Below are 13987 nucleotides of genomic sequence, written 5' to 3'. Positions count from 1 at the left end.
GGGGCGGGTGGGGCGGGGGCGGGTGGGGTCAGTGGCGGCGGGCGAGGCGGGCGAGGATGCGGCCGGGGGTCATCGGGACGACCGAGAGCATGAGGCGGCCGGAGGGGTCCTTGGCGGGGGTGATGGCGTATACGCGCAGGCCACGGCGCCAGATGAGGGGGCGGGGCAGGCGCAGGCCGGCGGCGCGCAGGGGGGCGGAGCCCTCCTGGCCGCGGGCGTGCACGTGGACCCGGACCGAGCGGCGCTGGCCGCTCAGCGCGCTGGCGGCGATCACGTCGGCGACGGTGAACTCGGCCTCGACCACGGTCGCCGGGCTTGTCTCGGTGATCTGGACCGGCGCGGTCAGGTCCTCGGCGCGGACGCTGATCTCGCCGTGCGCGGCGAGCTCGGACAGCGGGCTGCGGGCCGTGATGGCCAGCACCGTCGCGCCGTCCGCGCCGCGCCGCCACACCGCCTGGGTGGCGTCGAGCTTCGCGGCCCAGCCTGCCGCGTGCGCGGTGATCTCGAAGGTCTCGTCGGGCAGCGCCGAGCCGGGGGTACGGAATCCGGGGTAGGCGGCGTACCAGCGGTCGCCTTCGACGACGATCGGGGCGATGCCCTGATCGACGTCCTGGCGGATCACGGCGAGCAGGTCGTCGACGCCGCCCGCCTGCACGACGGCGATGCGCAGCCGGGTCTCGACCTCCAGCTCCGCGCCGGTCTCGGCGGTCAGGTGCCGGTCGGCCAGCTCGCGTACGCAGGCGTGCACCGCCTCCTGCACCGAGCGGTCGACGGTGAGCAGGTCGTCGCGCAGCACGACGGCGACCTCCAGCGCGAACAGCCGGGACAGCACGGCGTCGCGGTCCTTGCCGGGCGCCATCAGCCCGACCGTGAAGTCGACCAGGCGGCGCAGGCAGTACAGCCGGTCGGCGGCGTTGCTCAGGTGGGTGACGTTCTGGGCGTTGAGCCGCCGCACCGCGTAGTAGCAGTCGTAGTCGGCGACGACCGAGATCCGCGACGCCCGGTAGCAGGCGTCCAGCGTGAACGGGAAGTCGCTGCCGATCGGCATGTCCTCGGGGTAACGGATGCCGTGGCGCTCGATCAGGTCGCGGGAGAACAATTTGATGTTGGCCAGCGACCAGGGCAGCCCCGACCCGGCGAAGCTGATGTCGGCCTCGTTGCGGGCGAAGACCTGCTGGTAGATGAAGCGGCTGTTGACGCCGACGGTCTTGCCGAGCACGACCTCGGCGCCGTACCGGTCGGCGGCGTCGACCATCCGTTCCAGCGCCTCGGGGCCGAGGTAGTCGTCGGCTCCGACGAAGAAGACGAAGCGCCCGGTGGCCAGGCCCAGGCCGTTGTTGCAGGGGCTGGCGGGGCCGCCTGAGTTCGGCTGGCGCACCACGCGCACGGTCCCGGGGTAGCGCTCGGCGAAGCGGGCCAGCTCCCGGTCGCTGCCGTCGGTGGAGCCGTCGTCGACCGCGACGATCTCCAGCCGGTCCAGGCCGATGGTCTGCTTGACCAGCGATTCCATGCAGCGCCGCAGGTAAGGCATCGTGTTGTACACCGGGACGATGACACTCACGTCAGGGGTCACGTATTCGCCTCCAGCGCTCGGCAGGGGTGCCGGGGTTCGTGTGGAGACACCCGGGTGCGGCTTGCTGGCGACTACGGTAACAATAAGCCCGCAGCACGCGTAGATCAGGAGCGGACCGCAGCGGTCCACGGGCTGCGCTCGAACCGGCAGCACCCAGAGAGGCGGACCAGTGGGAGTCGAACGTCGCGGCCGCGGCCGTGTCGTCATGATCGTCGACACCGGGGTCCACGGCGACTCCCGCGTGCAGAAGCAGGCGATCTCCGCGGCGGAGGCCGGCTGGGACGTGACCCTGATCGGCCGTTCTCCGACCGACGAGCCCCAGCAGTGGCAGCTCGGCGGCGCACAGGTGCGACTGATCGTGGTCGGCGGCGGCTCGGGTGGCGGCACCGGAGGTGGCGGCGGCGGTGCCAAGGCCGTCCTGCGACGGGTGCGCACGGCCATGCCGGGCCCGGTCAAGCACGCGCGCAAGCCGGTCGACGTGGCCCTGGTCTGGTACTGGCAGCGCAAGCTCGGCGACAAGTCGTGGCGGCGCCTGGAGCCGGACCTGTGGAGCTTCGAGGCCGCTTTCGGCAAGGTCATCGACGAGCTGGACCCGGACCTGGTGCACGCCAACGACTTCCGGATGCTGGGCGTCGGGGCCCGCGCGGTGCAGCGCGGCCGGGACCGGGGGCGTGACGTCAAGCTGGTCTGGGACGCCCACGAGTACCTGCCCGGCGTGATCCCGTATCGCGACCACGCCCGCTGGCTGCCCGCGCACCTGGCCTACGAGCGCGAGTACGCCCCGGTCGCCGACGCGGTGATCACGGTGTCCGACGAGATCGCGGCCCGGCTGCAGCGCGACCACCGGCTGCCGGTCACCCCGGCGGTGGTGCTCAACGCGCCCGAGGTCAGCCACGATCCCGGACCGGCCGGCCCGACGCTGCGGGAGCTGTGCGGCATCGGCCCGGACGTGCCGCTGATGGTCTACAGCGGGGCGGCGTCGCCGCAGCGCGGCCTGGGCCTGGTCATCGAGGGCCTGCCGCAGCTGCCCGGCCTGCACCTCGCGATGATCATCAACCAGCCGGACGGGCCGTACGCGACGGCGCTGAAGCAACGGGCCGCCGAGCTGGGCGTCGCCGACCGCATCCACCTGATGAGCTACGTCCAGCACGACCGGGTCGTGCCGCTGCTGGCCACGGCCGATCTGGGCGTGATGCCGATCCGGCACCACCTCAACCACGAGATGTCGCTGGCCACCAAATTCTTCGAGTACTCCCACGCCCGCCTGCCGATCGTGGGCAGTGACGTGCGCACCCTCGCGGCGACCGTACGCAGCACGGGGCAGGGCGAGGTGTTCCGCGCCGACGACGTGGCCGACTTCGTACGGGCAGCCAGGGCCGTACTGGCCGACCCGGAGCGCTACCGGGCCGTCTACGACAAGCCGGGCCTGCTCGACGGCTGGACCTGGCAGCACCAGGCCGACGTGCTGGAGCGCGTCTACTCGTCCCTGCTGCCCGGCCACTGACCGGTCGCGATCACCGACGCGGGCGGCGCTCCCTCAGGACGCCGCCCGCGACCCGTCTCAGCCGCCGTACCAGCGGCGGGCCGTGTCGTGCCAGAGGTCTTCGCGTTCGGGTTCGGTGCACCCGGTGAAGACCTGCTCGTAGGCGTCGTACAGGTGGGTGAAGCCGCCGCGCAGGCGCTCGATGGGCAGGTCCGAGCCGAGCATGCACCGGCTCGGGCCGAACGCGTCCAGGGCCCCGAGCAGCCAGGGGCGTACGCGGTCGGCGGTCCAGTCGCCGAAGATCGTGCCGAGCGCGTCGACGCGGGTGGCGGTGTTCGGCGCGGCGGCCACCTCGGCCAGCCGTGCCGCGTGCGCGCGTGAACCGGCGGCGGTGAGGTCGGTGGGCCAGCCGAAGTGGTCCAGCACCACCCGGACCTCCGGCAGCTCGCGGGCGAGCCGCGCCACCTCGCCGAGCTGGTCGGCGGTGGCCTCGACGGTGAGGGTGAGGCCGTGCTCGGCCATCAGCCGCAGGTGGGCGACGGCGTCCCCGGCCAGGACCGTGCCGCCGCCCAGCCCGCTGACGAGCCGGATGCGCACCCCGGCGGCGGCGGGCAGTTCGGCGAAACTGCGCAGGAACCCGGGCCAGCCCGCCGACGCGGGATCGGCGAGTGTCACCAGCAGCACGTCCAGGCCCGGCCCGGCGGTATCGCGCCGCGCTCCGGTGGCGGGCGGCTCGGCCGCGCCCGGGGCCTGCCCGTCTGCCTGGCGCTGGACCCAGGCGGCGGCGTGCAGCGGGTCGGCGCTGCCCGCGTCGGACCAGACCACCCCGCGCACCGGGTACGCGGCGGTCTCGGCGCGGTAGTCGGCCAGCGGGTAGACCTCGGGCAGGCTGTCGTAGTCGCCGAGCAGGTCCCGTACCGCGGTGCGGTCGGCGAGCCAGCCCACCGGGTCGTCGCGCTGGTCCCACAGATGCACGTTGCAGTCCATGATCGGCCTCACCGGCCGACGGTAGCGGCCCGGCGGTCGACGGCGCTGCGGACACGCGCGGCTTACTCCAGGATCTCGACGTGGCACATGCAATTTTTGCGCCACGCGTTGACAGCATCAGCGTCATGGGTGCAAATTTGTGACTGCCTCGAAACATCGGTGCAATCCATGCGCCGCAACGGCTCTGCCGCACCCTGCTCCACCGCACCGCTCCCCTCCGGGGCCGCTCACCCGCGCCAGGGGTTTCCGCCGTCCATTTCCGACGAGGAGACCGTCCATGCCCCTCGCGTCATCGTCCCTGCATCCACCCCTGACCAGGCTGTTGCGCCTGCTGGCCGTAGTCGTGCTGGCCGCGGCCGCGGGCCTGCTGGCCGCGCCGCAACGCGCCGACGCGGCCCCGTTCTCGGTGCTGGTCTTCTCCAAGACCGCCGGGTTCCGCCACGACACGATCCCGGCCGGGATCACCGCCATCCGCAACCTCGGCACCGCGAACGGCTTCACCGTCGACGCGACCGAGGACGCCACCGCGTTCAACGACACCAACCTGGCCAAATACGCCGCGGTGGTGTTCCTGTCGACGACCGGCGACGTGCTCGACGCCACCCAGCAGTCCGCGTTCGAGCGCTACATCCGCGCGGGCGGCGGCTACGCGGGCGTGCACGCCGCCTCCGACACCGAATACGGCTGGTCCTGGTACGGCAACCTGGTCGGCGCGTACTTCTCCAGCCATCCCGCTGAGCAGACCGCCACGGTGAAGGTCGAGGACCCGGCGCACCCGTCGACGGCGGGCCTGCCGCCGCTGTGGTCGCGGTTCGACGAGTGGTACTCGTTCCAGACGAATCCTCGGACGAATGCGCACGTGCTGGCGAGCCTCGACGAGCGCAGCTACGCCCCGGGCGGCTCGGCGATGGGCGCGGACCACCCGGTGGCCTGGTGCAAGCCGTACGACGGCGGCCGGTCCTGGTACACCGCGCTCGGGCACACCGCGGCGGCGTACACCGACACGAACTTCCTCAACCACCTGCTCGGCGGCATCCGCACGGCTGCGGGCCAGGTCGCGGGCGACTGCACCGCGACCAGCGCGGCCAGCTTCCAGAAGGTGAGCCTGGACAGCAACACCAGCAACCCGATGGAACTCGACGTGGCCGCCGACGGCCGGGTCTTCTACATCGAGCGCGACGGCCGCGTCCAGATCATCAAGCCGAGCACCGGCACCACGGTGACCGCGCTGACCCTGCCGGTGTTCACCGGCAACGAGGACGGCCTGCTCGGCATGCGCCTGGACCCGGGCTTCGCGAGCAACGGTTTCATCTACCTCTACTACTCCCCCACCACCGGCTCGGCCCGCAACCAGCTGTCGCGGTTCACCGTCTCCGGTGACACGATCAGCACGGCGACGGAGAAGGTGCTGGTCCAGGTCGCGACGCAGCGCAACACGTGCTGCCACGCGGGCGGCTCGATGACCTTCGACGCGGCGGGCAACCTCTACCTGGCCACCGGCGACAACACCAACCCGTTCGAGTCGAACGGCTTCGCGCCGCTGGACGAGGGCGCGGGCCGGTCGGACTTCGACTCGCAGAAGAGCTCGGGCAACACCAACGACCTGCGCGGCAAGGTGCTGCGGATCAAGCCGCAGGCCGACGGGACGTACACGATCCCGAGCGGGAACCTGTTCGCGCCGGGCACCGCGCTGACCCGGCCCGAGATCTACGCGATGGGCTTCCGCAACCCGTTCCGGATCGGCACCGACCCGGCGACCAACACGCTGTACGTCGCCGACTACGGCCCCGACGCGGGCGCGAACGACCCGAACCGGGGCCCCGAGGGCACCGTGGAGTGGAACATCGTCGGGCAGGCGGGCAACTACGGCTGGCCGTACTGCATCGGGGCGAACTACGCCTACAACGACTACACGTTCCCGTCGGGACCCGCCGGGGCGAAGTACAACTGCTCCGCACCGGTGAACAACTCGCCGAACAACACCGGCCTGACCAACCTGCCGCCCGCGCAGCCCGCCACGGTCGACTACGACTACGGCGGCAACCCGCTGTTCGCCGAGATCGGCGGCGGCGGTGCGCCGATGGGCGGGCCGGTCTACCGGTACAACGCGGCGTCGACGTCGGACCGCAAGTGGCCGCAGTACTTCGACGGCAAGGCGATCTTCGGCGAGTGGAACCAGAACAAGCTGTACACGATGCAGGTCACCCCGAACGGCAAGCAGCTGGTCGACATCAACCAGCTGTTCGGCTCGATGAGCTTCCTGCGGCCGATGGACCTGGAGTTCGGGCCCGACGGCGCGATGTACCTGATCGAGTGGGGCACCGGCTTCGGCGGCAACAACGCCGACTCCGGCGTCTACCGGATCGACTACATCGCCGGGGACCAGAACCCGATCGCGGTCGCCTCGGGCAACCCGACCTCGGGCGGGGTGCCGCTGACCGTGCAGTTCTCCAGCGCGGGCTCGCGTGACCCGGCCGGGCAGCCGATCACGTACGCGTGGACGTTCGGCGACGGCGGCACCTCGACCGCGGCCAACCCGTCGCACACGTACGCTACGGCGGGCAACTTCAACGCCCAGCTCACCGTGCGCGACCCCGGCGGGCGTACCGCCGTGGCCAACGTGCCGATCACCGTGGGCAACACCGCGCCGACGGTCACGTTGACCGCCCCGGCCGACGGCGGCTTCTTCGCCTGGGGTGACCAGGTGCGCTTCACGGTGACGGTGACCGACCCGGAGGACGGCACGATCAACTGCTCGCGGGTCAACGTGCAGTACTACCTGGGTCACGACGCGCACGCGCACCCGCTGCAGGGATACACCGGATGCACCGGGGTGATCCAGACCTCGATGGGCACCGGCCACGGTGACGACGCGGACATCTTCGCCGTGATCGAGGCCAGCTACACCGACCTGGGCGGGGGCGGCGCCGCGCCGCAGACCGGCCGGGCCACGATCAAGCTGCAGCCCAAGCACAAGCAGGCCGAGTTCTTCAACAGCACCGGCCGCGCGCCGGGCGCGATCGGCGGCGGCGACCCGGGCGTGCAGCGGGAGACGACCACCGACGCGGCGGGCGGCTTCCAGAACATCGGCTTCATCGAGGACGGCGACTACTGGTCGTACAGCCCGGTGAACCTGCGCAACATCACCTCGGCGCGCTTCCGGGTGGCCTCGCCCGGTTCCGGCGGCCGCATCGAGGTGCGCACCGGCGCGCCCAACGGCACTCTGCTCGGCACCGCCACGTTCGGCGGCACCGGCGGCTGGCAGACGTTCGCCGACGTCACCGCGACGCTGTCGGCGAGCACGGCGACCGGGCCGCTGTACCTGGTCGCGAAGAACCCGGTCGGCGACACCGGCCAGGGTTCGATCTTCAACGTGAACTGGGTCGACTTCATCGGCCAGGGCGTCGCCGACGGCTCGCAGTTGCAGATCACGCCGGGCAGCCTGGCCTTCGGCTCGGCGAACGTCGGCACCACCACGGCGGCGCAGACCGTCACGGTGAGCAACCCGGGCACGGCGGCGGCGAGCATCAGCGCGATCACCGTCTCCGGCCAGTACACGCAGACGAACACCTGCGGCAGCTCGCTGGCCGCCGGGGCGTCCTGCACGGTGAGCGTGCGGTTCGCGCCCACCTCGGCCGGGGCGCAGAGCGGCACGCTGTCGGTGGCCAACGCGACCACCGCGCAGCCGCTGGCGGTGTCGCTGACCGGCACCGGGGTCAGCAGCACCACCAACCTCGCCATCGGCGCGGCGATGTCGGCCAGCACCGCCAACGGCGGTTTCCCCGCCTCGGCCGCCAACGACGACAACACCGGCAGCTACTGGGAGTCCAACAACAACGCGTTCCCGCAGTGGCTGCAGGCCGACCTGGGCAGCGCCAAGCAGGTCGGCTCGGTGACGCTGAAGCTGCCGCCGCCGGCGGCATGGGGTGCCCGCACCCAGACGCTGTCGATCACCGGCAGCACCGACGGCACGAACTTCAGCACGCTGAAGGCGTCGGCGGGTTACCAGTTCGACCCGGCCACCGGCAACACGGCGACCGCGACGTTCACCGCGGCGTCAGTGCGCTACCTGCGGGTGACCATCACCGCGAACACCGGCTGGCCCGCCGGGCAGCTCTCCGAGCTGCAGATCTTCGGCGGCGGCGGGCAGCCCGGCCCGGCCGTGCTGGCCGCGAACCCCGGCTCGGTCGCGTTCGGCAACCAGAATGTGGGTACGACCAGCGGCGGCTCGGCGGTGACCGTCACCAACACAGGCGGCACCGCGGCGGTCATCTCGGCGGTGTCGGCGTCGAGCCAGTTCGCCGCGAGCGGCTGCGTGGGCACCCTGAACGCCGGGGCGTCCTGCACGGTCACGGTCACCTTCAGCCCGACCTCGGCCGGGGCGAAGAGCGGCACGCTGACCGTGGCCAGCAACGCGTCCAACCCGTCCCTGACCGTCAGCCTGACCGGGACCGGCACCACGGTGCAGACCCCGGCCACGCTGGCCGCCAACCCGACCAGCATCGCGTTCCCGAACACGACCGTGGGCAGCACGGTCACCCGTACGACGCAGATCGGCAACACCGGCGGCACCACCGCCTCGATCTCGTCAGTAACCGTGTCCGGGACCGGGTTCACCCTGTCGGCCAACGGCTGCGGGTCGGCGCTCGCGCCCGGGGCGAACTGCACGGTGACGGTCGCCTTCAACCCCGCTACCGCGGGCGCGAAGACCGGCACGCTGACCGTGGCCAGCAGCGCGTCGAACCCGACACTGTCCGTCGCGCTGACCGGCACCGGCACCACGGCGACCAGCTCCAACCTGGCGCTGGGCAAGCCGGTGACGGCGAGCCACGTGCAGAACTACGTGCCCGGCAACACGGTCGACGGTGACGCGAACTCGTACTGGGAGAGCCCCAACAGCGCCTTCCCGCAGTCGATCACCGTCGACCTGGGTGGTTCCGCCACGCTCAGTTCGGTCGTGCTGAAACTGCCGTCGGCGTGGGGTGCCCGCACCCAGACGCTGTCCGTGCTGGGCAGCGCCAACGGGTCGACGTTCACCACGATCGTGGGCTCGGCGGCATACCAGTTCAACCCGGCGGGCAACACGGTGACGATCACCCTGCCCGCGACCACGACCGCCCGTCACGTCCGGCTGACCTTCACCGCGAACACGGGCTGGCCCGCGGCGCAGCTGTCGGACTTCCAGGTGATCGGGGTGTTCGGCTAGGCCCCGGCCGGTGGCGGCGGGCGCGACGCCCGCCGCCACCGTCCATAGCCGAGGGTTGTTCCCCTGCGGCCCCGGATGGTCCACGATGTGACGATGCGTATCTCCTGGCGTGCCGCCACGGGCGGGCTGGCCGGTCTGGTCGGGGCCGTGACCTGGGCGATCAGCTCAGCCGTCTACCAGCCGATCATGGAACCTGCCGGCGTGTGGTTCAGCGACTCCGGAGGCACGGCCGACCCCTTCGGCGTGCTGCCGGAGGTCGGCGGGCTGGTGCAGCAGACCGCCTCCAACAACACCTACTGGCCCCGCGAGCTGCGCCAGCTGGCCATCCTGCTGGCGGTCGCCGCGATCATCGTGCTCTGCCGCACGTCCTCACGAGCCGTCGCCATGGCGGCTGTCGCTGCGGGCGGCTGGCTGACCGCCGACGTGCTGCTCGACCGGGCCGACGTGCACGGCGGCGACACCGCGTTCGTGCTGGCGGCCGCCGCGGTGGCGTACCTGGCTGCCGTCGCGTTCATCGCGGCCCGGCTGTCGCGCGCCGAGCCCGGCGGGCCCGCGCTGCGGCACGTGGTGGCCGGAACACTCGCGGTGCTCGCCGCGGCCTCGCTGCTCGTGGTCACCCCGTGGACCGAGCAGACCACCCCCACGGAGGTCCGGGTCGAGGCCGAGATGACCGCGCTGAAGATCGCGTTGTGGGCGCTGTTCGCGCTGCTCGCGGCCGTCACCGTCGGCCGTCCGGCGGCTCGCCCCGCCGTCGCGCTGGGCTTCGGGCTGGTCTCCGTCGCGGCGGGGCTGTGCCTCGTGGTCGGCGAGAGCAGCAGCGCCTACCCGAGCGTCTTCGTCTACGCGCTGCCGGTCGCCGTCGTCGCAGCGATGACGGCGGTCGCCGCGCCGCGCGTCCGCGGCGTCGGCGGGCTGGTCGCCGTGGCCGCTGTCAGCGCCGTCGGGGCCGCCGCCGCGTTCGTGGCGCTGATCTTCGGCGGCATGGTCGTAGGGAGCCTGCTCACCCGGCTGGCCGACAATCCGCCGGTCAACGGCGCGGACACCGACATCTCCGCGCCCCTGGTGGTGACGGTGGCCGGAATCGCGCTGTCGCTGCTCACCCTCGCGGTGACGGCACTGCCCGACGCGCTGCGCGCCGTCCGGACCGGACCGCCCGAGAGCGCCGCCGTAGCCGGGTGACCTCCCGGATCGGGATGCCCGCCGCGGCCTTACCATCGACGCGAGTGCTCGTGACGGACTCCGCCGCGTCGTGCGGCCCTGCGGCCTGCCACGCCTTACGCTCGGCAGATCGACACGGCGAGGAGATGAAGTGATCCGCTGGACGTACGCGTTCATCGACCGGCCCGCTGACGCGTTCACCGAGGCGGCGTCATTCTGGTCCCGGGCGACCGGCACGCACCTGACCGCGCGCCGGGGCGGGCACGGCGAGTTCGCGTCGCTGCTGCCGATCGGCGCGGCCGACGCGTGCGTCAAGCTCCAGGCGGTCGACGGCGACGGCGGCGCGCACCTGGACCTGTGCGTCGACGACCCGGCGACCCTGGCCGCGCGGGCGATGGCACTGGGCGCGGAGCAGGTCGCGGACCGGGGTCACCCGGTGCTGCGCTCGCCTGGCGGGCTGCTGTTCTGCGCGGTGGCGTGGCAGGACGAGTTCCGCCGCCCGATGGCGCACACCACGCCCGACGGCGCGCTCAGCCGCCTCGACCAGGTCTGCATCGACGTCGGCCCGGCCGCGTACGACGCGGAGGTCGCCTTCTGGGCGGAGCTGACCGGCTGGGACTCCGCGTTCGGCTCGCGGCCGGAGTTCCATGTCGTCGCGCCGCCCGCCGAGCTGCCGGTGCGCATCCTGCTGCAGCGCCTCCAGCAGGAGCGGCCGACCTCGGCGCACCTCGACCTGGCCTGCTCGGACATCGAAGCGGTGCGGGCCTGGCACGAGAAGTGTGGGGCCGTACATGTCGCCGACGGCGCGCGCTGGGCCGTCATGCGCGACCCCGCCGGAGGCGTCTACTGCCTGACCGCACGAGACCCGAAGACGGGCGGCCTGCCCGCAACATGATCCACCCGGCTGCGCCGTGGCCCGACGGTGCGGTATCTTTGGCGATTCGAGCACAAAAAAGAACGGCACGCTGAAAGCGTCCGTTCGGGCTTCAGTATAGACCCGAAGGAGCCAGGTTTGTCAAGCGACGTCGCCGACGAGATTCACCACGAGCAGGAGTACGTCACCGACCTGTACCGCCGCCTCGACAACCTGCGTGAACAGGCCGAGCGGCGGCTGTCGCAGGCGCTGCTCCAGACAGGCGGCACCCAGCAGGAACGCTCGCAGCGCGAGTCGACGGTCGCCCTCTACGCCGACCAGCGGGCCTCGCTCGGCGCGGTCGAGAGCGGGCTGTGCTTCGGCCGGCTGGACCTGGCCGAGGAGGGCGCGCGCTACATCGGGCGCATCGGCATCTTCGACGAGACCGCCGAGTACGAGCCGCTGCTGGTCGACTGGCGGGCTCCCGCCTCCCGGCCGTTCTACCTGGCCACCGCCGCCTCGCCGCAGGGAGTGCGGCGGCGGCGGCACATCCGCACCAGCGAGCGCACCGTCACCGCCCTCGACGACGAGGTGCTCGACCTGGCCGACGCCGCCGCGACCACGCCCCACCACGAGGGGCTGACCAGCGAGGCCGCGCTGTTCGCGGCGATGGACGCGGGCCGCACCGGCCGCATGCGCGACATCGTCGAGACCATCCAGGCCGAGCAGGACCACATCATCCGCGCCGACCTCAACGGGATCATGGTGGTGCAGGGCGGCCCCGGCACCGGCAAGACCGCCGTCGCCCTGCACCGGGCGGCCTACCTGCTGTACACGTACCGCAAGGAGCTGCAGAGCCGGGCGGTGCTGGTGGTCGGCCCGAACACGACGTTCCTGAAGTACATCTCCCAGGTGCTGCCGTCGCTGGCCGAGACCGGGGTGGTGCTGCGCACCGTCGGCGGGCTGTTCCCCGGTGTCACCGCCACCGGCGTCGAGCCGGACGAGACCGCCGAGGTCAAGGGCCGGGCGGTGATGGCCGAGGTGCTGGCCGCCGCGGTACGCGACCGGCAGCGCGTGCCCGACGACACCGTCGAGGTCGAGTTCGACCGCGAGCCGCTGGTGCTGGACCGGGCCGCCTGCGAGGCCGCCCGCGACGTGGCCCGGCGCAGCGGCAAGCCGCACAACCTGGCCCGGCCGCTGTTCGACGTCGAGATGATCCACGCCCTGTCGGCGCAGCTCGCCGACCGGATCGGCACCGACCCGTACGCCGACGACCCGCTCGGCGGCGACGACGCCCCCGGCGACCCGCAGCTGCTCGACGCCGCCGACCTCGCCGAGCTGCGCCGGGAACTGCAGGCCGACCCGAACGTGCAGACGGTGCTGGACTGGCTGTGGCCGGTGCTGACCCCGCAGCGGCTGCTGGGCGACCTGTACGCGAGCGAGGCCCGCATCGCCTCGGCCGCGACCATGCTCACCGAGCACGAGCAGGGGCTGCTGCGCCGTGACCGCGACGCCGGGTGGACCGCCGCCGACGCGCCGCTGCTCGACGAGGCCGCCGAACTGCTCGGCGAGGACGACCGCGACGCCGAGGAACTGGCCGAGCGCCGCCGTCGGCAGCGGCTGGCGTACGCCGAGGGAGCCCTGGAGATCCTGCACGGATCACGCTCCATCGACCTGGAGGACGAGATCGACCCCGAGATCCTCACCGCCGCCGACGTGCTCGGCGCGATGGAACTCGGCGAACGCCAGGAGGACGCGAACCGGCTGACCGCCGCCGAGCGGGCCGCCGCCGACCGCCGCTGGGCGTTCGGGCACGTCATCGTCGACGAGGCGCAGGAGCTGTCGCCGATGGCGTGGCGGCTGCTGATGCGGCGCTGCCCCAGCCGGTCGATGACCATCGTCGGCGACGTCGCGCAGACCGGGGACCCGGCGGGGACCTCGTCCTGGGACGCGGTGCTGCACCCGTACGTGGCCGACCGGTGGCGGCTGTCGCAGCTGACGGTCAACTACCGTACGCCCGCCGAGATCATGGATCTGGCCGGTCAGGTGCTCAAGGCGATCGACCCGGCGCTGGAGCCGCCGCGTTCGGTGCGCCACACCGGCCAGGCCCCCCAGCTGACCGAGGTCAGCCCGGAAGAGCTGGCGGCCCGGCTGGCCGACGAGGTACGCCGCGAGGTCGCGGCGCTGGGCGACGGCACGCTGGGCGTCCTGGTCCCGACCGGCCGGCTCGACGAGCTCGGCGCGATCGTCACCGCGGCCGTGCCCCAGGCCCGCGTCGGTACGCAGACCGAACTGACCGACCAGGTCGTGGTGCTCAACGTACGCCAGGCCAAGGGCCTGGAGTTCGACGCCGTCGTCATCGCCGACCCCGGCGGCATCCTCACCGAATCCCCCCGTGGCCACAGCGACCTCTACGTCGCCCTAACCCGCCCCACCCAGCGCCTGACCGTCCTCCACCACGGCGACGCCACGTTCTAACCCCACCCCACCCCTCAGGCCCGGCCCCGCCGCCGGGCTCCGGCCCCTTCCCGCGACAACTCTTAAAGACTTGCGGCCTCCGAATGACTCGGAGGCCGCAAGTCTTTAAGAGTTGCGGATCGGGCGGGGCCGCAGGCGGGGCGCGGACGCGCGGGGCGGGGCGCGGGTGGGGCGGGGTGGTGGTTTGGGTCAGGTGGTCCCGGTCAGGTGGCTCGGATGAGTGAGAGGAGTCGATGTGGACGGTCGTGG

General features: G+C 72.5%; 7 protein-coding genes. 5 read left to right on the top strand and 2 right to left on the bottom strand.

The window, feature by feature from the left end:
- Nucleotides 1-28 precede the first annotated feature (28 nt).
- Nucleotides 29-1573 carry a glycosyltransferase family 2 protein gene (locus HAV40_RS25105; protein WP_275413436.1) on the bottom strand — a complete coding sequence of 515 codons (1545 nt, stop codon included), beginning with the start codon at nucleotides 1571-1573 and terminating at the stop codon, nucleotides 29-31.
- 205 nt (nucleotides 1574-1778) lie between these two features.
- On the opposite strand from HAV40_RS25105, the gene HAV40_RS25100 reads away from it, so the two are divergent.
- Nucleotides 1779-3077, top strand: a complete 1299-nt coding sequence (locus HAV40_RS25100) for a glycosyltransferase family 4 protein (RefSeq protein ID WP_166385307.1) — start codon at nucleotides 1779-1781, stop codon at nucleotides 3075-3077.
- 57 nt (nucleotides 3078-3134) lie between these two features.
- On the opposite strand, the gene HAV40_RS25095 is transcribed toward HAV40_RS25100, so the two are convergent.
- Nucleotides 3135-4055, bottom strand: coding sequence for an amidohydrolase family protein (locus HAV40_RS25095; RefSeq protein ID WP_203670939.1), 921 nt, complete (start codon nucleotides 4053-4055; stop codon nucleotides 3135-3137).
- Nucleotides 4056-4320: 265 nt separating this feature from the next.
- Between HAV40_RS25095 and HAV40_RS25090 the strand changes: the two genes are divergently transcribed.
- The 4 genes from HAV40_RS25090 to HAV40_RS25075 all read left to right on the top strand — a co-directional run bounded on the left by HAV40_RS25090 (nucleotide 4321) and on the right by HAV40_RS25075 (nucleotide 13738).
- Nucleotides 4321-9249: a ThuA domain-containing protein gene (locus HAV40_RS25090; protein ID WP_166385305.1), complete on the top strand. Its 4929-nt coding sequence runs from the start codon at nucleotides 4321-4323 to the stop codon at nucleotides 9247-9249.
- Nucleotides 9250-9342: 93 nt separating this feature from the next.
- Entirely contained in the window at nucleotides 9343-10428 is a 1086-nt protein-coding gene (locus HAV40_RS25085) for a hypothetical protein (RefSeq protein ID WP_166385303.1), read from the top strand.
- Between the two features lie 130 nt (nucleotides 10429-10558).
- Nucleotides 10559-11302 carry a VOC family protein gene (locus tag HAV40_RS25080; RefSeq protein ID WP_166385301.1) on the top strand — a complete coding sequence of 248 codons (744 nt, stop codon included), beginning with the start codon at nucleotides 10559-10561 and terminating at the stop codon, nucleotides 11300-11302.
- 117 nt (nucleotides 11303-11419) lie between these two features.
- On the top strand, nucleotides 11420-13738 hold the full coding sequence (locus HAV40_RS25075; RefSeq protein ID WP_166385299.1) for a HelD family protein: 2319 nt from the start codon (nucleotides 11420-11422) through the stop codon (nucleotides 13736-13738).
- Nucleotides 13739-13987 lie beyond the last annotated feature (249 nt).

Origin of the sequence: Catellatospora methionotrophica, from assembly GCF_011297335.1 — a bacterium.
GTDB lineage: Bacteria > Actinomycetota > Actinomycetes > Mycobacteriales > Micromonosporaceae > Catellatospora > Catellatospora methionotrophica.
Note: the sequence above shows the minus strand (reverse complement) of the source record. Positions and strands in the feature narration are given on the sequence as shown.

Coding starts and splice junctions, on each gene's coding strand:
- HAV40_RS25100 (WP_166385307.1), top strand. CDS start 1,779: ATGATCGTCGACACCGGGGTCCACGGCGACTCCCGCGTGCAGAAGCAG.
- HAV40_RS25090 (WP_166385305.1), top strand. CDS start 4,321: ATGCCCCTCGCGTCATCGTCCCTGCATCCACCCCTGACCAGGCTGTTG.
- HAV40_RS25085 (WP_166385303.1), top strand. CDS start 9,343: ATGCGTATCTCCTGGCGTGCCGCCACGGGCGGGCTGGCCGGTCTGGTC.